The organism is Brevibacillus sp. HB1.2, assembly GCF_013332495.1.
Classification (GTDB): domain Bacteria; phylum Bacillota; class Bacilli; order Brevibacillales; family Brevibacillaceae; genus Brevibacillus; species Brevibacillus porteri.
In genome coordinates, this window is the sequence record NZ_JABMIU010000002.1 from 630,647 (window position 1) to 649,667 (window position 19,021).

Consider the following 19,021-nt stretch of genomic DNA (forward strand, 5'->3'; position numbering starts at 1 on the left):
AACTGCATGAGTGACAGAAGTGGAAATATTGTCATTCCACGTAAGGTTAGGATTCATCACGATACCGGCCCCTTTGTTTACGCTAATGCTTTTTAACCAAAAGTCGTCTAGTTCGGAAAGTATGGGGCGGTAGTAACACTACTTTCTGAACCGTATAAAGCTCATGAGGTAATCATAATCATGTAGTAATGTGAATCTGAGGTTACTAAACAATTGTAGTAACCTCAGATTCAGTTTTGTATAACAAGCAAAGGAGGCAGTCAATATGTACAGCGGACTCATGGCTTCGTACAGAGCTACCAGCTACGGCCCCACTCCAGCTGTATTTATCAGCAAGAACGATGGCACCCTCTGGATGGTCGATAAAGTGAACCGATACGACCCAAATTCCAGCTGGACGCCATGGCGCAAGGTGAGAGTTCCAGTTGGGGGTGTGACAGTAGGTAGTGTGTTTCCACGGGTGGGCGGGTTGCTGCAAGCGTTCGTCATCGCGAACTCCGATTCGAGCGTCAGAACGATGTGGGAGATTTTGATGCATCGCTGGTCAGACTGGCAATTATTCTGGAACGGTGCTGGCGTGACAAGCGTGGCGGCTGTTGCTCTCCCCGACGGGCGTCTCCAAGTCTTCGTTACCCTGAGGACCAACACGATCTTCACCACCCAGAAGAAGACGACCGCCGAAAACTCCGATTGGGTTCCATGGCACGAATTCACGCCGCCTGGCGGGCATCGCATCAGGCGGATCTCGGCATGCATCCTGGCGGACGGACGAATACAACTCTTCGTGACTACTGGACTAAACGTGTTGACGACTTGGATGGTGCATAGACACGCCAACTCGGACTGGGCACCGTGGCGTGTTTGGTACGATACGAGGGAGGACGACAAGATCTCGGCAGGTACTCTTCCCGACGGGCGGGTGCAACTGTGGCGTCTCAAACTTGATGGACATCTGTCGAGCCGGTGGAAGACTGGCGGCCCGAACTCCGACTGGAGCCCATGGAGGTCATTCCACGCGCCTGGCCGGCCCGTCGCCTTCACTGTGGCACCGTTGAATGACGGGCGTCTGCAAGTGTGGGTAGCTGACCAATCTGGGGATATCCACACACAGTGGAAGGTTAGTACCGATCCAAATGCCGCTTGGACACCCTGGAAAAGATTTCGCAAACCGTAATCTGGCTGTAAAAGAAATCTTACTGTAAAGCAAATTTTTTGATTGATTTGAGATCAGCTACTGCTACACCCTTTCATAAAGTCCCATTAGCGTAATAGCTCCGCGAGTCTAGAACTTTATTTTTCAGTCTACAACTATATTTTCTAGTCAAATACTGCACTCAATTCGAACGTACATTCTCTATCAAATCACCCTGAATAGATAATGCAGATTGGTTTTGACAGAACATTGAGCAAAATTGCCTTTCTCAGCTTTGGAGTCAGCATGACCATTGTTGTTCTCGCTTCCTTGCAGATCATCCCCTGAAACTAGTTCATAAGTCTTTGCCTGCCACAAAAAAACGTCCTGAATAGGTTTGTCCATGGTACAATATGGGTAAAGACATGGAAAGCGGTTCGGGGAGGAATAGTGCACATGGATTTGACGAAAAGAAGCAATGATTTGGAGGCAGAAGTAGCTGTTGACCAACAGATTTTGTTTAAAATGGGGAATGAATATTACGGACTGTCGATTTCACTCGTACGTGAGATTATCAAGCCACTTCCCATTACACGTTTTCCAAAATCTCCACCTTATGTCGAAGGAGTCATTGATCTGCGTGGGCGGATCTTACCGATAATCAACTTGCGGAAAATGTTTGATTTGGAACCTTTGGAACAAACGGATGATACTCGCTTTGTCGATTTGCAGATGGATGCGTTGAACATCGGGATTATCGTAGATGCGGTCTCGGAGGTCATGAATATTCCGCAGAACTTGATCGAGCCTGCACCACCGATTATCGCTGGTGTAGAGGGCAAGTATTTGCACGGAATTGCCCGTTTGAACGACAAGCTGATCATGCTGCTCGATGTGGATGAAATTTTTGGACAGTGGAAAAAGAAGTAAGCGGCAGTGTAAAGCCCAGTGCGATGATGCACTGGGCTTTTGTTCTCTTTATTCGTTACTCCCTACTCTCTGCCTCCGCTTGCTAAATACGCATAGTTCACCCATACCATCTCTTCGATTCCCAAAATTTCTTTGAACAGGTCAACCGAGTCGTACAACAGTGAAGCTCCTGTGTCGTCATCGACGTTCGTCAACAACTGCAGATCAAAAAGGGAACGTAACTGCTGAATCTGCTTTGGACCCACGATCCGACCAAATGACTGCGGCTTGATACGTGTGATCCCTTTACCTACCTCGCGCCGATACAACTCCGAACGCACTACCCTCTCCAGTATGTCTTCATACTTTTGCCGAACGTCCTCGCTTTCTACGATTCCTTCCTGCAGGTCAATCTCTGGATAAAGCCTGCAAAACTCGGCTTCCGCCATTTCTACATCGAGCGAGTAGCTGATTGTCGCTGACGCAACCTCGTATCCTGCATCGAACAAGCGAAAGCCCCAGCCGTTGTCCTCAGCGTCATGAAACCAGAGGAGGGGTACGAATTGCTTGGACAGTCTCAGCAAAAAATCAAGCGTCGTGGAGGTTTCCAGCCACTCATCCTGCAGGAAAAATGCATTCCAGTCGATGTTGACGTTTCTGTGGAAGTATGGCTGCTCTGTCTTGGATAAGGCAATCAGTACTTTCGGTTCGTATTTGCGTGGATAAAGAATGCCGGTCGTGAACTCACCCATCCGTTTTCCACCGCTTTCTGGAAGGCTTCCCTGATCCTTTCTTCTTAGTCTATTCAGGCAACGCTTGTTTTTTGCTGTGATCTTTATCAAACGTGCTCGTGTGGATCATCGTATGTACCGCGCCCTCCGGCAACAGCTCGGAACGATATAAATGGAAATGCCGTGCCTTCCATTGTGGGGGCTCCTGCGCTAAATAACGTTCATTCCAATCTACGAGGGCAAGCTCATCCCCACTGCGATGCGGACCGCGCGCCAGCGTAATATGCGGCCGATACCGCTTCCGATCGTAGGACAAGCCTTCGTGCAATTCGAACCTTCTACCCAACAATAAATGCAGCTGGTTGAGTGGAGAAAGTTGGCCGCGCAGTCCCAGCCAGAGCACACGTGGATGCAGGGCATTCGGAAAAACCCCGAAGTTACCAACACGCAGGGTAAATGGCTGGATGATCGCGCCGACGATATCCATATCCTCACAGATAGCGGGTACGAGTGACTCATCCACCTCTCCAAGAAAATGCAGAGTCAAATGCAAATTAGCGAGAGACTGCCACCTGTCCGCAGTCACATCTTGCTTTAACCGTTTTTGAACATCGGCAATATAAGCGGCAGCATCAGCTGGAATATCCAACGCTATGAATAAGCGCATTTCTGTCCTCCTTCGAAAAAAATAGCCCTCCTGTGACGGAGAGCCATTTATCTTTCCTGCCTCGTTAGGCAGCCATCATCTTTCCGGTTACGATTCCCAAAACACTCCTGACATATTCCGCAAGACGGTTCGAGCCAGGCTGGTAGGTAAAACGCAAGGTCAGCTCACTATGACCGACATGACCAGCAGGAGGGATATTCCAGAAGTACTCTGCTTCCCCATATAAAAACTCTTCAATGCGCTGCTTCTTTCCTTCGATATCGATACTCGGATCATGCGTCAAGGAAAACTTCATCATGACTGAAAACGAATCTGTCCAAACTTGATCGCGCTTATGTAATTTCCCATGAATAACTACTAAACCGGCTTCTCCCCACAAATTGTACTCGAGCAAAGCCTGAAACTGCGGATGTACCTGCAGCTCCAAGGCAGGAAGCCCTCCTTCGATCGTAAGTGCATGACGTTGTGCCAGTTGCTCAATCTCCCCTTGAAAACGGTGGGCGCATTCAGAAACAGCCTGGAACAAATTGGGTTCAACAGCGTACATCGTCGTCACCTCTCCCCAATGGATTGTCTGTCTTACTTAATTCGAATTCCCGCTTGTCATATCCTTTGTTGAAAAATGACTTATTTACCCATATTTCATCGAAGAACAAAAAATTCCAGGGAGAGTCTTTTTTCACAATCTCTCAACAATTACAGGTAAGGGACAGGCATTCCTGGAAACGCTTTCGCAAACACCTGCGCGAGATGCTTCTGTACATCTTCATCCAGCTCCAAATGATAGAGGCGACCGCTCTCATAACGCAATAGTGGATAGGCGCCTACCTGCAAGGGAGAAGCGTCCTGTGTTTCCACATACTCCGGCAAGGTCATCAAAAAGCGCGAGAAAGGATTCGCTTCATCTTCTGACATATGAACGACCTCGAACAAATGCGAGAGACTTGGCGTCAGCACGATCATCGCGTAATCTCCCTCTTCCGCAGCCCATACGGTAAAGGACGTATCCCGGACCTCGCTGCGGGCGTGCCTGCGCATGACCCATACTGCTTGCTGCACAGTACTCATCAATAAATGCTGCGCTCCTTCTTCACCCTGGACATCTCTCATGTGCTTGTAACGCAATACGAAGGCCATCCCCGATTCTGTAAAAACAGATCCAGGCAAGCTCATCGCTGAGATGCTTTCTGTCTCTTCCTCACGCACCTGCACCTCTTCTGGAAGAGTATCAGGTGTTCCTTCATAGAGCGCCTGAATCATCTCACGCGTACGAACCACTTCCGCTGGGGAAAAAGAAATCGACTCGGAATAGATGTGGGTAAGCTCACGATCCGCGTAAGCCAAGTAGTGCAAAGAAATAAACGGCTGCTCGATCATTGTCAAAGCCATGCTTCGCTCGTCAGCATGCGCTATGTCGAACGTCAACGGAAAACCAAGTGGATTCAGCGGGTCCGACAGTGTCCAAATGACAGCGAGCAGTTTATTTTGATACGTTTTGAATTCGAGCGAAACGGCATCTCTCGTCTGCTCGCTGAAAGCATCCACCGATTCGAACACCAAATACAGCTCCACCTCGCCCGTTCCACTTAGACGGACAAAGTAAGGAAGCCCCTCCTCTTCTGCCAGCTTGTACAAATCGTGATAAACCACGGGATCGAGAACCTCTCCCTGTGTTGAATCGTCTGGAGAACACAGGGTATCATCGGGGGTTAACGAGGGGAAAAATTCTTCATTCATGCGTTATTCCTCCTGTTTTCCCCAAGCTTTTAGCAATGTCCAATTGTCCATTTGTTTTAAGAGAGTCCGATCTGTCGCGTCAATGTGGACAGGGGTAATCGCAATATAGCCATGCTTGAGCAAATCATAGTCCAGCGGCTCCGCCAGTGGCATGACTTGAGGGTACTCGCGTGCCAAATAATAGCCTTCTGCTTCTTCGCTATATTTGTCTTCATAGTGATTCATGGACAAGGTGGCCGGAACCATTCCTTTCACCTCAGCCAGCGGTACATGCGGGATATTAATATTCCAGAATACCTCTGACGCCAGTTCTCCTTTGACCGCACGATCGCTGAATTCTTTTACAATCGGACGAATCATCTCCACTACATCGCCGTAGTTGTCTTGATCGAACCAGTTATCATAGGAAAGGGCAACTCCGGGAGCCCCCAAGATTACCGCCTCCCTGGCACCGCTGCACGTACCGGAGTAATAAATATCACGTCCGAGATTCGTCCCGACGTTAATCCCCGAAAATACGATATCCGGCTTTTTCCCATGTTCAAACAGGAGATGGTAAGCAGCTTTTACACAGTCTGCAGGGTTGCCATTGACCGCCCACGCTTTCACCGGCATTCCGTAAAAATCACGCTGTTCAGGCGCGAGCGCACTGCGATAAGTAATTCCGTGTCCCACCCCGCTTTTCTCTTCAACCGGTGCCACTATATAGACTTCCGCTCCCTCCAAAGTGAGCAAAGCTTCTACCAATCGCTTGATACCAAGAGCATCGATGCCATCATCATTCGTAACCAAGATCCGCAATTTGGGTCTCCTCCTTCATAAATAGCGTCGCCACTCGCCAAGACATCATTTTTCTTATTGTACTGTAGAATTCGAGGCTGCGCCAAGCTTCCACCTAAAACGAAAGGACCCCAATCATATTGGGGCCCCGTCTATTCTCCTACAATATCTTTCCAGCGTTCGCGCCAAACAATCCCTTCGCGAATCCACTCTTCTACTTGACGCTGCTTTTCCTCCGAGATTCCGATCAGGCAAGCGATGCGGGCAATCTCTTTTGTCTCCGCTGGTGATAACTTCCGATCGATCAATGCCATATGGTAGAGCTTGCGCATCATAACGAGCTTTTCAGCCTGCGTCATGGCTACCAGGTCTTCCACGATGACCTCCGGACGCTTCGGATAGTCCATGTCATCCATTAAAATTTGTCGTTCTTTCAATGTAAAATGCTCCGAATTCACGATTTCATGAATACGATCCATTTCTTTATTTCCTATATAACCGTCGGCGTGTCCGACGCAGATCATTAAGCGAATGGACGCAAACAAAATGTGTTTGTCCTTTTCGATTTTGGTATACACCGGCATAGTTCCTCCTCAAAAAGCTTTATGAGCATAATATATAACTACATATGATAATACGATGAAAAACGAAAGCGGTTTCACATCATTATGTGACAAATTTATGCTATTCCCTAACAAAAATGCGTCTGAAATCCATCCAGCCATAGGCATCCAGACTTACACCCGATAACCGCGGATGTGCAAGTATCTCTACCCGATTCGAATACAGCGGGACAAACGTACTGCAAGCCGCAAGCGTATGCATGATGCTGTCCACGCAAGCTTGTCGGTCTTGCGCTGTTTGGACGCACGACATGCGGTTCATCCAATACGCGATCTCTTCCTTTCCATGCGGATCTAAATGATGTGAAATACTCAACGCACCAGCGTTTAGAAATTCTCGTAAAGACAGCTCCGCCCTTTCATCTACATTCGCACTATCCACAACCAAATCTGCCTCTTGTAACAACGGAGGCAAGGCAAGCTCCTCCGGAGATGCATACCTGATCTCAATGGCAATTCCGTATTCCTCGCACGTTTTCTGAATCCACTGGGCATCTTCTATATGATCGGAATCTGGATACGTGTAGAGCGACAGTGCCTCTCCCTGATACCCGCTCTCTTTGAAAATACGAACCAACTCCTGTGATTCCGGCACCTCTCTTTTTTCTTGGAACGAATCACTTCCACCCCAGATGACTGCATGCTCCCTCGTTCCCTGTAGCTCTTGTCTCAAGGCTTGTCCACAAATGATAGCCACCACGAGACTCCTAAATTCGCTATGTGACAGCGGGCCATTTTTTGCTCCATTCAAGCTGACGTATTGAAAACAATCTTCCAATCTGCCGACGTCACTCCATGTCAGAGCGCTCGTATCCCGATGATCATCCATAGCCATTACGGATAACAAGCTCTCATCTGCCTGTGCTTCTGCTGCCATTCCAGGTACGCACCAGATTTCAATTCGGTCCAAGAACGGCCTACCACCAAAATAAGGCGTGAACGCTTCCAGCACGAGCATGGAATCGTCGTTGCGGACTACTCGAAACGGCCCCGTTCCTACTGGCATTTGCGCAAATTGCTCCCCCATCTCCAGAACGTAATCACAGGGGACAATCGCCATATATTCCTTGCTTAGTGCCTGTAAAAACAATTCATCCGGCATATGCAAGGAGATCGTCAATACGTGGTCATCTTTGACGGTAATCGATTCGATTGAAGCGGCTAGCCAGCGATGTTTATAGGAATGCTCCATCAAACGAAGCAAGGAAAAGCGCACATCATCCGCAACAAGTGGACGGCCATGATGGAATAATACACCTTTCCGCAAGTAAAAAGTCCACTGCTTCCCTTCTTCACTAGTGTCCCAATAAAAAGCAATAGCGGGTTCAATCCGTTTCGTGACAGGATCAAACTGAACCAGAGAATCAAATAGCTGCTTTACCATATGTGACTCGGAGCGCAGGAGAATATGGATCGGATCAAGCCCTGCAAATGGCCGATTGTAAAACAAACGCAAGGTATCGACTCTGCCCTTATTTCCCTTTTCCCGTTTCACATGATGTCCAAACTGACTATTCATCCATCGTGAAAATTTTTCACCCAAAACAGGCAAATTCACCCCATATTCGTCGATCATATCCCGTGCAGCACGAATCTCCCCTTTTTGAACGAGCTCCTTGGCTACGCTCAGAATCAGGTCTTCCGGCGCAAGCAAGCATGTCAATACAGATCGATTTCCTCGCCCTCTCCCCGGCTGCCAGACTACCCATCCCTGACTTTGCATTTTTTTCAAGGTCAAGGTCGTATTCCGCAATGTACAAAATAAAAGCGAAGCAACTTCAGCTAACGATATGTCAAGCGGATGCCCTATCTCTTCATTAGGCCGCCCCGCACATAAACGCATGTATTGTTCAACCAGTTGCATCTTGCCACCACCAATTCCCTCAGAAAACATGAAAAAACTATTCGCCTAATCGTACGCTTTTTCTCCGGTCTTTGCCACCTTACAATTCTAAAAACACCAACTAACCGGAAAAAGCCGAAAGAAAGGACTTTCTTATGTCACACATCCCTCATGCACTCCGTCGATTCTTTGCTGCGTATCCAACACTTCTCTGGGTCCGTCTGTTCGGCGAAACGCTTACCTCTTTATCCAGCGCCATGATCGCTCCGTTTCTCGTATTGTACTTGAGCGAGAACATCGGCGGCTCTGTCACTATGACCATGCTTGTCATTGGCTTGCAGCCCTTCTCCGAAATTTTGCTGACGATATTTGCTGGTGGTATCACGGACCGCTATCGCCGAAAAACGATCATGCTACTCGCCCTGTTCCTGCAAGGCTTCGCCATGTTGGGAATGGCTTGGGCAGACTCCATGCTGGGCTTTGCGATCCTGTACATCATCAACGGTGCTGGCCGCTCCCTGTTTATCCCTGCCAGCCGCGCGCATCTCGCTGATACGATTTCCTCTGCACAAATGGCAGGTGCCTTTGCCCTTCTCAATACTTCTAGCAGTATTGGGGCCGCATTGGGACCTTTAGTCGGCGTCATCATTTATAAGTACGATCCTGCTATGGCATTTTTGTTTACTGCGATCTCGCTATTGATCTATGCTCTTGCCGTCTGGTGGAAAATCCCGCAAACTCCGCTGCCAGAAGCTCCTGTCGTGGAAGCAGCTGATGTACGTTCACGAGGCTCCTGGCATGCTTATCGACCAGCCCTTGCCATTATGATGTTGTCTTTGCCGATCAGTCTGTTTTACGCGCAAACCGAGACGAATCTCCAGCTTCATCTAAAATACACGCTGCCAGACTATTTGCAAACACTTGCCTTGCTCATTGCGGTAAAAGGGGTCCTGTTGCTCCTTTTCGAGTATTTGCTCGTCAAATGGACACAGCACTTGCCGGCTCGCCTGTTGATTAGCGGCTCGTACATTTGTTTTCTCATCGTATCCTTGGGCTACGCCTTCATCGACAACGTACCTGTCCTTCTTTCTCTGCAAGTGCTGCTCGTCTTTGGGGAGAGTATTGGTCTGACTCAGCTGATGGCCTTCGTCACACGAATATCACCTGTCACGATGCGCGGGCGGTACTTCGCAATCACGGGAACACACTGGGATATCTCCCGCATGTGTGGACCATATTTGGGTAGCCTTGTCTTGCTGCATGATGGCGGCACGATGCTATTCACCATCGTAGCAGGCATCCTCTTGATCGGTGCTGGATTCATGTACATGTATCTTTCCAAGCATGAAAAAGCCTCCCTGCTTGAACAGGAAGGCTGATTCGATCCGATTAGGTTAACAAGAAGCGATCTTCACTGAAGCTTTCTCCACCGCGGGCTGTTTCGAATGCGCGAAGCAGATCCTGCGGTTTCATCGTCCGTTTTTTCTCATCCGGAATGTCGAGGATAATCCCCCCATCGTGGAGCATCAGCAGACGATTGCCCATGTTCAACGCTTGTTCCATATTATGCGTGACCATGATTGTCGTCAGTTTATAGCGCTCCACGATTTTTTCCGTTAAATCTACAATCAACTGCGCCCGTTTTGGGTCAAGCGCTGCTGTATGCTCATCGAGGAGCAAAATCTTCGGTTCTGTGAAGGTAGCCATCAACAGGCTAAGCGCTTGACGCTGTCCCCCTGAGAGGAAACCTACCTTGGTCTTCAAGCGGTTCTCCAGCCCTTGATCCAGCTGCTTGAGCTGCTCACGGAACAGCTCTCGCTTCTGGTTATTCACCCCAAATCCAAGTGTACGGCGTTTTCCCCGCCCCAAAGCGATTGCCAGATTTTCCTCAATCGTCATGTTCGGCGCTGTACCTGCCATTGGGTCCTGAAAGACTCGACCAATCAGACCTGCGCGTTGGTGCTCCGCCAAGCGCGTGACATCTTTGCCATCAATCGTAATGCTACCCTCATCTGGCGTCAGTCCACCGGAGATCATGTTCATCATCGTCGATTTACCGGCACCATTACTACCGATAACGGTGATGAACTCTCCCTTCTTAACGTCCAGATTAACGTTTCGAAGCGCGATCTTTTCGTTCACAGTTCCTGCGTTGAATACTTTGTTGACGTTTTTAATTTTAAGCATCGCTACTTCCTCCCCTTGCCGTGCGTACCGCTTGCTTTTTCCAGATGCCTTTTGCCACAGTTGGGACAGTCAGGGCAAAGATAACGATCAGGGCAGTAATCAGCTTCATGTCAGAAGGATTGAGTCCTGCATCCAGAGCCAGTGCAATGACTAAGCGGTACACAATCGAGCCGAGAATGACAGCAAGCGTCACTCGGAAAATCGAAGAGCTGCCAAACAAAACTTCCCCGACAATAACGGAAGCGAGACCGATGACGATCATCCCGATCCCCATACCTACATCCGCAAAGCCTTGGTATTGGGCTACCCACGCACCAGCTAAAGCTACCAAGCCATTGGAGAGAGCCAAACCAATGATCGTTGTCGAATCCGTGTTTACCCCAAAGCTACGGATCATCTTCGAGTTGTCACCTGTCGCACGCAAATCCAGACCCATATCCGTATGCAGGAACCAGTCAATGATGAGCTTCAACACCATAACCCCTACGATAAAGACGATTGCTACACCAGACAGCAAGGTAACTCCACCTACGGCCAGGTTCGGAATGCCCATATCCTTCACATAAGTGAACAGGGTATCTTCCCGCAAAAGGGGCAGATTCGCTTTCCCCATGACACGCAAATTGATCGAGTACAAGGCGATCATCGTCAAGATCCCCGCCAAAAGTGCGTTAATCTTTCCTTTGGTATGCAAGACGCCCGTAAAAGCCCCTGCCAAACCACCTACGATGAAAGCCAGCAAAGTGGCCAAAAACGGATTGGTGCCATCGATTATGAACTTGGCTGCGATTGCGCCTCCCAAGGCAAAACTACCATCTACGGTCAAGTCAGGAACGTTTAGAACTCGGAAGGTCAGATATACACCGAGAGCCAAGATACCAAATAGTAAACCTTGCTCAATGGCTCCCATTATTGCCAGTTGATTCATAGAAGAAATCCTCCAATTACTGCATTTATTACTCGATCACTTGTCCAGCACGGTCGAGCATGGCTTGCGGAATCGTCACACCCATTTTTTCCGCTGCTTTCTTATTCAATACGAGCTTCATGTCTGCTTGCACTTCAACAGCCATATCAGCTGGCTTCGCTTCACCCTTCAGGATTTTTGTTGCCATATCAGCTGTTTGCTCACCCAGCTTTGTGTAGTCGATCCCGTAAGTGGCAATCGCTCCGCTCTTCACAGAGTTTTCTTCACCAGCGATGACCGGAATTTTTTGTGCTTCCGCTACACCGATAACAGCTGCAATCGAAGATACGACCATGTTGTCAGTTGGTACGTAGAAAGCATCTACTTTGCCCACCATGGACTCAGCTGCTTGCTTCACTTCCGTTGCGCTCGTAATCGCCGCTTCTTTAATTTCTAAACCAAGCTTGCCGGCTACAGCTTTTGCCGCATCCACCTGTACCTTGGAGTTGACTTCACCAGAACTATAAATGATTCCAACAGACTTCGCATCAGCTTTCATTTCTTTGATCAGCTTCAATTGCTCTTCGACCGGGTTCATATCCGATGTACCAGTTACGTTCGCTCCTGGCTTGTCCATCGCAGCTACCAGACCAGCTTCTACTGGATCAGTTACCGCCGTAAACAGGATTGGAATCTGCTTGCTAGTTTGTGCGGCAGCCTGTGCCGTCGGGGTTGCAATAGCCAACACCAAATCTACTTTGTCAGCCTCGAATTTTTGGGCAATCTGAATGGCAGTATCCATGCTCGCTTGAGCGGATTGCACATCGATTTTTACTTGCTTGTCTTTTTCGTAGCCGTTTTTCGCCAATTGGCTGATAAAGCCCTCTCTTGCTGCATCCAAAGCAGGGTGTTCCACGAATTGGGCAATTCCAATCGTTAGCTGCTTGGTTTCAGTAGACGGAGCAGGCGCCGTCGTGGTTGCGGGGGCTGGTGTAGAATTGTTTGCAGGAGTAGCGCTTTGCTGTCCACATGCGGTAACAGACAAAAGCAATAAAGGAAATAAAAAACTCTGAAAAATTTTAACACTCTTCTTTTGTTTGAACATTTAGTGAATTCCCCCTCGTGAATTTTTTTTCTACAATTTTAACATGGATAAAACGGTTTTAAAAGAATAAAAAGAGAGCATGACGCTCTCTTTTTACTTGATGATTTCTTTCGCCTGTTGTTTGAGTGCCTCAGAAATAGTGAGACCAAACTTTGCAGCAGCTGTTTCATTAATATACAAATCAGCTTGTTTCGAAATCTCTACAGGAGTATCAGCAACACTCTGCCCTTTTAAGATACGGGCAGCCATATCGCCTGTTTGTTTACCGATTTGGTAGTAATCAATCCCATACGTAGCAACCGCTCCACGTTTCACTGTATCGGTATCAGAAGCAAAGACAGGGATTTTGTTTCCTTCTGCTGCTCCGAGTACCGCTTCAAACGAAGATACGACCGTGTTGTCAATTGGGATAATAATGGCATCTGCTTTACTAGCAAGCGATTGCGCTGCTAGCTGCACTTCGGATAGCTGCGAAATGCCAGCCTTGATGATTTCTACGCCTTCTTTTTGCGCTGCGTCTTCCAATTCCTTGACCTGTACCTCTGAATTAATTTCGGAGGTCGTATAGATCACGCCCAGCTTTTTCAACTCAGGCAGGAATGCTTTCACCAGCTTCAATTGTTGTTCCATCGATACTTTATCGGACGTCCCGGTGACATTTTTGTCTGGCTTCTCCAGACTGCCAACCAGTTGAGCCGAGATCGGGTCTGTTACGGAACTGAAAATAACAGGTTTATCTGCAATCGCCTTGGCTGCAGCCTGAGCGGATGGCGTCGCAATCGCTACGACAAGATCCTTTTTATCTCCGGCATACTTCTGTGCGATCGAGACCGTATTGTTCATGTCGCCATGGGCGTTTTGGGAGTCTACCTCCAAGTTCTTGCCCTCTTCGTAGCCAGCATCCTTCAGTCCATCCAAAATTCCTTTATGAATAGCATCCAGCGCAGGGTGCTCCACGAATTGCGTCAGCCCCAGCTTCACTGTTTGCCCTTGGCCTGTCGTTGCTGCTGTCTCTGTTTTCCCACCTGTTTCGTTGCCACATGCTGCCAAAGAAAACGCCAGCAATGCGGTCAGTACCATACTGACTGCTCGTCTCATCTGTACTTCCTCCTCTAGTCTCTACTCTCAGCTGCTCTAATCGCCCTAAGCAATTAGGCTCATTGCCATCTAGGCAACTTGTGTCCCATTATAGCATATTATTGCGCATTGAGAAGCCCCTTTCCTTACTTAAGTAAAATTGACTTCTTCCTCTGCTTTGCCGATTTTCTTTACATATACCCTGGTGATTCTGTAATGGTCGACTTCTCCCACGACAAATTCGTACTTCCCCTCTTTTACTCGATCCCCCACGCGCGGCGGATGATCGATTTGCATGTAAATCCAACCTGCTAGCGTATCTACATCGCTTGACTCCAATTCGATGTCCAGATAATCGCCCACTTCCTCCAGTAGCATACGCCCGTCCAATGACAGCATTCCGTCACTTCGCTCCACCTCGGGGCGCTCGTCGTCGAACTCGTCTTGAATATCTCCGACAATTTCCTCCATTATATCTTCAAGCGTCACCAGACCGGCAGTGCCCCCATACTCGTCAATGATAATCGCCATTTGTCCTCGTTGTTTTTGTAGCATAGTCAGCAACCGGCTGATCGAGATCGTCTCCGGCACAGTCAAAATAGGGCGCATGAAGCTCTGAAGGTCATTGCTCTCCCCTTCCAGAAGCCCTGTCAACATATCCTTGATGTGCAAACTACCCACAACATGGTCCTTGTCACCATCCACTACCGGATAGCGGGTAAACCGTCCATTTTGGACATGCTTCACGTTTTCGTCAAAGGGATCGCGCAGGTTCAAGACAACCATATCTGTACGTGGAACCATGATTTCTCTTGCCATCGTCTCCGAGAAATCAAAAATATTATCGACCAGCATCAGCTCAGTTTGATCAATCAAGCCACTTTTGTGACTTTCATTGACGAGAATGCGAATCTCTTCTTCTGTATGTGCTTCTTGATGCGGCTCCAAGGATATATGAAAGAGCGCAAGAAAACGACTCGCGGCCCAGTTCAGCATTTGAATAAAGGGATACATGATTTTGTAGAAGAGCTGGATCGGTTTGGCTACCGCAAGTACCACCTTTTCGGAGTATTGAATAGCCAGTGTCTTAGGAGCCAGCTCCCCCAGCACGATATGCAAAAACGTAATCAGCGAAAAAGCGATAATAAAGGAAATACTGCTAACAACCGTTTCATTTAAATGGAAGTAACGAAAAACTGGATGCAGGAGATGCGCGACAGCAGGCTCTCCCAGCCAACCGAGTCCTAATGAAGCCAGCGTAATCCCAAGTTGGCACGCGGAGAGATAAGCATCCAAATTGTGCAGGACCCTCTCGACGTCAACAGCGCGCTTGTTTCCTTCCGCTGCGAGCTGGACAATGCGCGATTCCCTAACTTTTACAATCGCGAATTCAGTCGCAACAAAGAACCCGTTCAGGAGTACGAGGATCATGACCAAGATCAAATTAAACAAGCTTCCCCAAATTGCCATGCTCCCCGCCGTCCTTTCCGTCCATGCTTTGGGATATTGTTTCCCATCCTCGCCAAAATGTTACCTGTTCGTTTTTCTTTCTTTTTGAGATTGTGATACCATAGTGCTGATTCCTATGCCTTTTGTAATGAGGTGAGTCTATTGTCGTACCGTCCAGACCTGCCCTTGATCGTTCAAAGCGATCGGACGATATTGTTGGAAACACAGCATCCTTTATTTTCCGAGGCCAGACAAGCTATCAGTGGTTTTACCGAGCTAATCAAGAACCCAGAATACATCCATACCTATCGGATCACCCCTTTATCGCTTTGGAATGCGGCTGCATCTGGTCTTACATCACAAGAGGTAACGGACGTGCTTGGCAGCTATAGCAAGTACGGTGTCCCGCCTACCATCGTCAAAGAAATAGAAGATACGATGCGAAAATACGGCTTGTTTCGTTTGGAACGCATTGGTGATCATCTCGTATTAATGAGTGATGACCCCCTTCTTTTAGCAGAGGTGACCAGTTATAAATCAATCGCTGCTCTTTTTGAGAATGAATTCGTCATCAAAAGCTATGCGCGCGGTCTGATTAAACAAGAGCTGATCAAGCTCGGGTTTCCTGTTCAAGATTTGGCGGGCTATACAGAAGGAGAATCCTGTGCAGTCAGCTTGCGGGAAACGACATCCCAAGGCCGAGCATTCTCCTTGCGCTCTTATCAAAAAGAAGCTGTCGATGCCTTCTATTCTGGTGGAGCTGTGACCGGGGGAAGCTGTGTACTCGTCCTGCCCTGTGGTGCTGGAAAAACGGTCATTGGACTTGGTGCCATTTGCCAATTGCAAACAGCCACACTCATTTTGACCACGAATACGACATCGGTTCGTCAATGGATTGCAGAGCTCTTGGACAAAACAGGACTTGATCCAAATATGGTCGGCGAATACACTGGTGACAATAAAGAAGTCAAGCCAATTACTGTGGCGACTTATCAAATTCTTACATACCGCCCCACCGCCGAAGATGATTTTCCTCATCTGAAACTCTTTTCAGAGCGCGACTGGGGGCTTATTATTTACGATGAGGTGCATTTGTTGCCCGCACCCATCTTTCGTGTTACTTCTGGGATTCAAGCCACTCGCAGACTTGGGCTGACTGCTACTCTTGTTCGGGAAGACGGGCGGGAGGAAGATGTTTTCACGCTAATTGGTCCAAAAAAGTACGAGGTTCCGTGGAAAGTCATGGAAGAGCAAGGCTGGATCGCGGAGGCGCATTGCCGAGAAATTCGACTCCCCTTTGAGCCGAAGTGGCGTGAGGCTTATGCACATGCAACCGCTCGTCAAAAGTTTCGCATTGCGGCAGAAAATCCAAAAAAACTGGAGGTCGTCCGCGAGCTATTGGAGAGGCACGCCCACGATCGTGTTTTGATCATCGGGCAATATATCGATCAGCTTGAACAGATGGCAACGGCCCTCCAACTGCCACTCATTACAGGAAAAGTACCGGACAAAGAACGTGAGCTTTTGTACACGCAGTTTAAAAAAGGGGAAATTACACGCCTGATCGTATCCAAGGTAGCCAACTTTGCGGTTGATTTGCCGGATGCCAACGTCGCGATCCAAATTTCCGGGACGTATGGTTCCAGACAAGAAGAGGCACAGCGCCTGGGACGCATCTTAAGGCCCAAAACAGACGACAACACCGCCCATTTTTATACATTGGTAACACGAGACACGAGAGAGCAGGAGTTTTCGCTCCATCGCCAGCTTTTTCTGGTCGAACAAGGCTATCCATACGATATTATAGAAATCGAAACGCTGGTCTGAAACGTTTACGAATAACCAGCGTCTCATAGAGGGAAGGGAGGCCAAAGATTCAATGCAATCCGACGCCGAAATCATTCAGCGGATTCTTCAAGGCGACATCGAAGCGTATCGCGACCTCATCCAGCGATATCAGCATATGATCTATGTTTTCATTTACAAAATGGTAAACAATCGCTCTGATGCAGAGGATCTCACTCAAGAAGTATTTGTAAAAGCGTATGAAAAATTGTCCACTTTCCGCGGGGACAGCCAGTTTTCTTCTTGGTTACATACGCTTGCCCGAAATAAGAGCATCGACTTCTTGCGTCGCCGAAAGTATCATGACTCGGATGAACAATTGGCCTATGTGCCATCAAATACACGGGATGAATCCCCTCAGGAATCGCTCATGACAAAGGAGCAACGTCGAGAAATTCAGGAGGCCTTTGCCTTACTGTCGGATTCTTATCGAGAAGTGATTGTCCTTCGCTGTACGCACGAATATCCGTTTGAAAAAATAGCTACACTCCTCGGCATCGCCGAATCTACAGCTCGCGTCCGTTACTTGCGTGCTCGTCAGGAACTCGCAAAATTGTTATCCCGCAAGGAAGGGGGGCTCGTACATGAACTGCCAGGCATTTAGAAAAGCATGGCTAGATGACACAGATAGCGATTCACACTCACATATTGAAACCTGTGACGAATGCATCGCTTGGATAGAAACGCAAATGACAACAGAAGAGGAGGTGCAGTTCTTGAAGGAGGTTCCACTACCTCAAGCGAACCTGGAAGACAGAATCATGCAAGCAATCTACCAGACCGCCGAAAAAGGTGTACCCCCTCACGCCGCTACTGCATCTTCAGAGCAACAAACAAGCACAGTGATCGTAAAGCCAAACAAGCGTTGGACCAAAGGCTTCCCTTCATACGCCTGGGTTAGCGCAGCGGCTGTCTTGCTCGCAGTTGGTTTCGTCGGCTACCAACAAATGGCACCGGATAATCTTCAAATGGCTGCCATTCAAGAAACCGGGATGAAAGACAACCAGAACACTTTTGCATTTACCGATACGGAATCAAAATCGGCACCGTCAGCCCCAGCACCTGCTATCGCTTCCATACCAGCAGCAGCCGATAGTCCGACGATGAAAAAAGCAGAAAGCAAGCCAGAGTCCGCCGCTACACAATCGCAGGTCGCTCCGACTGCACCTGCAAAAGATACACCTCCTGCATCACCTCCCCAATCGAACAATGCGATTGCGATGGTGAAACCAGAGGAAAAAGTAGTAACATCCGAGCCACGTACGATCAATAAAGACGGGCAGAACAGCGTGGCATCTCGCGGATTACAAGGGAACTCAGCTGATCAAGCAGCAAAAGCGAAATCGGAAGTTCCAGCCGTGTCAGCAAATACTGGTAACCAAGTAGCTGCAAAGGAAGCCAATGGCGCCGCTGCTGAGAAGCCTACGACTTTTGGGATCGCTTCCCAAGTGGAACCAGACACTGCTGATGGCGGTAAGACTGAGAACGCATTAGTGGGTCCAACGTTGCCGGCGGTAGCGAAGCAGCCCATTACGCTTTCCTCCTTCTCGGATTTGAACACTGCTGTACAAGCATCAGATATGCCCGTACCTGCCCTCTCGCAAGCACCGAATGGGTTCTCGATGAGTACGGTATCGGTCCAATATGAATCCGAAACCAGTCAGAAGGTGACTCGCTTAACTGCCGATTACAAGCGGAACAACGACTGGATTCGCCTAGATGTTGTGCGCAATACAGAAGGCAAGCGCAGCCTCTCTATCCCAGGCACTTTCTCCGCTACTCAGTTGTTCGCTGTCAACGGAGAGCAAGCCATCGCCGTTTCTTTTGATCAAACGGATTCAAAAGGATCAACAGCCCAGCATGCGGTTCATTTTAACGCTCAATCCGACAACCAATCGTTGTATGTGGTAGTGACCGCAAACGGAGTTACCTTAAATGAATTAATGGATGCTACCAAACATATCACGTGGAATCCGTAAAAAGATCCCTACAATCGGAAAAGACACGACCTGATTTTCGGGATCGTGTC

General features: G+C 48.4%; 18 protein-coding genes. 6 read left to right on the forward strand and 12 right to left on the reverse strand.

Translation table 11 applies throughout. The features are described 5' to 3' along the window. The first annotated feature begins 355 nt into the window (after positions 1-355). Both HPY28_RS31035 and HPY28_RS07725 read left to right on the forward strand, forming a co-directional pair. The gene (locus tag HPY28_RS31035) at positions 356-1,174 is read left to right on the forward strand and encodes a DUF8189 domain-containing protein (RefSeq protein WP_483296510.1); all 819 of its coding nucleotides are present in this window, start codon (positions 356-358) and stop codon (positions 1,172-1,174) included. A gap of 414 nt (positions 1,175-1,588) precedes the next feature. Then, positions 1,589-2,062, forward strand: coding sequence for a chemotaxis protein CheW (locus tag HPY28_RS07725; RefSeq protein WP_017250329.1), 474 nt, complete (start codon positions 1,589-1,591; stop codon positions 2,060-2,062). 62 nt (positions 2,063-2,124) lie between these two features. On the opposite strand, the gene HPY28_RS07730 is transcribed toward HPY28_RS07725, so the two are convergent. The 7 genes from HPY28_RS07730 to HPY28_RS07760 form a co-directional block, all read right to left on the reverse strand. Further along, a complete protein-coding gene (locus HPY28_RS07730) occupies positions 2,125-2,793 on the reverse strand; it encodes a hypothetical protein (protein ID WP_026043230.1) in 669 nt (222 codons plus the stop codon). 49 nt (positions 2,794-2,842) lie between these two features. After that, positions 2,843-3,439 (reverse strand): RNA 2',3'-cyclic phosphodiesterase, encoded by a 597-nt coding sequence (gene thpR / locus HPY28_RS07735; protein WP_017250331.1) that lies wholly within the window; start codon positions 3,437-3,439, stop codon positions 2,843-2,845. A gap of 64 nt (positions 3,440-3,503) precedes the next feature. After that, positions 3,504-3,986 carry a hypothetical protein gene (locus HPY28_RS07740; protein WP_017250332.1) on the reverse strand — a complete coding sequence of 161 codons (483 nt, stop codon included), beginning with the start codon at positions 3,984-3,986 and terminating at the stop codon, positions 3,504-3,506. A 149-nt stretch (positions 3,987-4,135) separates the two neighbouring features. Further along, positions 4,136-5,176 (reverse strand): hypothetical protein, encoded by a 1,041-nt coding sequence (locus HPY28_RS07745; protein WP_173622282.1) that lies wholly within the window; start codon positions 5,174-5,176, stop codon positions 4,136-4,138. Between the two features lie 3 nt (positions 5,177-5,179). Continuing rightward, positions 5,180-5,977, reverse strand: coding sequence for a 5'/3'-nucleotidase SurE (gene surE / locus HPY28_RS07750; protein ID WP_174230343.1), 798 nt, complete (start codon positions 5,975-5,977; stop codon positions 5,180-5,182). A 131-nt stretch (positions 5,978-6,108) separates the two neighbouring features. Continuing rightward, a complete protein-coding gene (locus HPY28_RS07755; protein ID WP_017250335.1) occupies positions 6,109-6,540 on the reverse strand; it encodes a tellurite resistance TerB family protein in 432 nt (143 codons plus the stop codon). A 100-nt stretch (positions 6,541-6,640) separates the two neighbouring features. Beyond that, the gene (locus tag HPY28_RS07760) at positions 6,641-8,443 is read right to left on the reverse strand and encodes an SgrR family transcriptional regulator (protein ID WP_174230344.1); all 1,803 of its coding nucleotides are present in this window, start codon (positions 8,441-8,443) and stop codon (positions 6,641-6,643) included. A 134-nt stretch (positions 8,444-8,577) separates the two neighbouring features. On the opposite strand from HPY28_RS07760, the gene HPY28_RS07765 reads away from it, so the two are divergent. Then, positions 8,578-9,801: an MDR family MFS transporter gene (locus HPY28_RS07765; protein ID WP_174230345.1), complete on the forward strand. Its 1,224-nt coding sequence runs from the start codon at positions 8,578-8,580 to the stop codon at positions 9,799-9,801. A 10-nt stretch (positions 9,802-9,811) separates the two neighbouring features. On the opposite strand, the gene HPY28_RS07770 is transcribed toward HPY28_RS07765, so the two are convergent. From HPY28_RS07770 to HPY28_RS07790, 5 genes are all read right to left on the reverse strand, one after another. Next, entirely contained in the window at positions 9,812-10,609 is a 798-nt protein-coding gene (locus HPY28_RS07770; protein WP_017250338.1) for an ABC transporter ATP-binding protein, read from the reverse strand. Then, a complete protein-coding gene (locus tag HPY28_RS07775) occupies positions 10,602-11,537 on the reverse strand; it encodes an ABC transporter permease (protein WP_017250339.1) in 936 nt (311 codons plus the stop codon). Before HPY28_RS07775 ends, HPY28_RS07770 begins: the two co-directional genes overlap by 8 nt. Before the next feature lie 28 nt (positions 11,538-11,565). Continuing rightward, complete coding sequence (locus HPY28_RS07780; protein WP_017250340.1) at positions 11,566-12,621, reverse strand: ABC transporter substrate-binding protein; 1,056 nt, start codon at positions 12,619-12,621, stop codon at positions 11,566-11,568. 93 nt (positions 12,622-12,714) lie between these two features. Beyond that, complete coding sequence (locus tag HPY28_RS07785; protein WP_069851401.1) at positions 12,715-13,719, reverse strand: ABC transporter substrate-binding protein; 1,005 nt, start codon at positions 13,717-13,719, stop codon at positions 12,715-12,717. Between the two features lie 129 nt (positions 13,720-13,848). After that, positions 13,849-15,168 (reverse strand): hemolysin family protein, encoded by a 1,320-nt coding sequence (locus HPY28_RS07790; RefSeq protein WP_017250342.1) that lies wholly within the window; start codon positions 15,166-15,168, stop codon positions 13,849-13,851. 141 nt (positions 15,169-15,309) lie between these two features. On the opposite strand from HPY28_RS07790, the gene HPY28_RS07795 reads away from it, so the two are divergent. Genes HPY28_RS07795 through HPY28_RS07805 form a run of 3 tightly spaced genes read left to right on the forward strand, consistent with a single transcriptional unit; the run spans position 15,310 to position 18,971 of the window. Next, positions 15,310-16,974 carry a DNA repair helicase XPB gene (locus HPY28_RS07795; protein ID WP_217444733.1) on the forward strand — a complete coding sequence of 555 codons (1,665 nt, stop codon included), beginning with the start codon at positions 15,310-15,312 and terminating at the stop codon, positions 16,972-16,974. A gap of 52 nt (positions 16,975-17,026) precedes the next feature. Further along, positions 17,027-17,596 (forward strand): RNA polymerase sigma factor, encoded by a 570-nt coding sequence (locus HPY28_RS07800; RefSeq protein WP_007716978.1) that lies wholly within the window; start codon positions 17,027-17,029, stop codon positions 17,594-17,596. Next, positions 17,577-18,971 (forward strand): hypothetical protein, encoded by a 1,395-nt coding sequence (locus HPY28_RS07805; RefSeq protein ID WP_173622286.1) that lies wholly within the window; start codon positions 17,577-17,579, stop codon positions 18,969-18,971. The genes HPY28_RS07800 and HPY28_RS07805 overlap by 20 nt, the downstream gene beginning before the upstream one ends. The last annotated feature ends 50 nt before the right edge of the window (positions 18,972-19,021 follow it).

Coding starts and splice junctions, on each gene's coding strand:
- HPY28_RS07740 (WP_017250332.1), bottom strand. CDS start 3,986: ATGTACGCTGTTGAACCCAATTTGTTCCAGGCTGTTTCTGAATGCGCC.
- HPY28_RS31035 (WP_483296510.1), top strand. CDS start 356: ATGGTCGATAAAGTGAACCGATACGACCCAAATTCCAGCTGGACGCCA.
- HPY28_RS07745 (WP_173622282.1), bottom strand. CDS start 5,176: ATGAATGAAGAATTTTTCCCCTCGTTAACCCCCGATGATACCCTGTGT.
- HPY28_RS07785 (WP_069851401.1), bottom strand. CDS start 13,719: ATGAGACGAGCAGTCAGTATGGTACTGACCGCATTGCTGGCGTTTTCT.
- HPY28_RS07780 (WP_017250340.1), bottom strand. CDS start 12,621: ATGTTCAAACAAAAGAAGAGTGTTAAAATTTTTCAGAGTTTTTTATTT.
- HPY28_RS07765 (WP_174230345.1), top strand. CDS start 8,578: ATGTCACACATCCCTCATGCACTCCGTCGATTCTTTGCTGCGTATCCA.
- HPY28_RS07755 (WP_017250335.1), bottom strand. CDS start 6,540: ATGCCGGTGTATACCAAAATCGAAAAGGACAAACACATTTTGTTTGCG.
- HPY28_RS07760 (WP_174230344.1), bottom strand. CDS start 8,443: ATGCAACTGGTTGAACAATACATGCGTTTATGTGCGGGGCGGCCTAAT.
- thpR (WP_017250331.1), bottom strand. CDS start 3,439: ATGCGCTTATTCATAGCGTTGGATATTCCAGCTGATGCTGCCGCTTAT.
- HPY28_RS07770 (WP_017250338.1), bottom strand. CDS start 10,609: ATGCTTAAAATTAAAAACGTCAACAAAGTATTCAACGCAGGAACTGTG.
- HPY28_RS07725 (WP_017250329.1), top strand. CDS start 1,589: ATGGATTTGACGAAAAGAAGCAATGATTTGGAGGCAGAAGTAGCTGTT.
- HPY28_RS07775 (WP_017250339.1), bottom strand. CDS start 11,537: ATGAATCAACTGGCAATAATGGGAGCCATTGAGCAAGGTTTACTATTT.
- HPY28_RS07805 (WP_173622286.1), top strand. CDS start 17,577: ATGAACTGCCAGGCATTTAGAAAAGCATGGCTAGATGACACAGATAGC.
- HPY28_RS07730 (WP_026043230.1), bottom strand. CDS start 2,793: ATGGGTGAGTTCACGACCGGCATTCTTTATCCACGCAAATACGAACCG.
- HPY28_RS07800 (WP_007716978.1), top strand. CDS start 17,027: ATGCAATCCGACGCCGAAATCATTCAGCGGATTCTTCAAGGCGACATC.
- HPY28_RS07790 (WP_017250342.1), bottom strand. CDS start 15,168: ATGGCAATTTGGGGAAGCTTGTTTAATTTGATCTTGGTCATGATCCTC.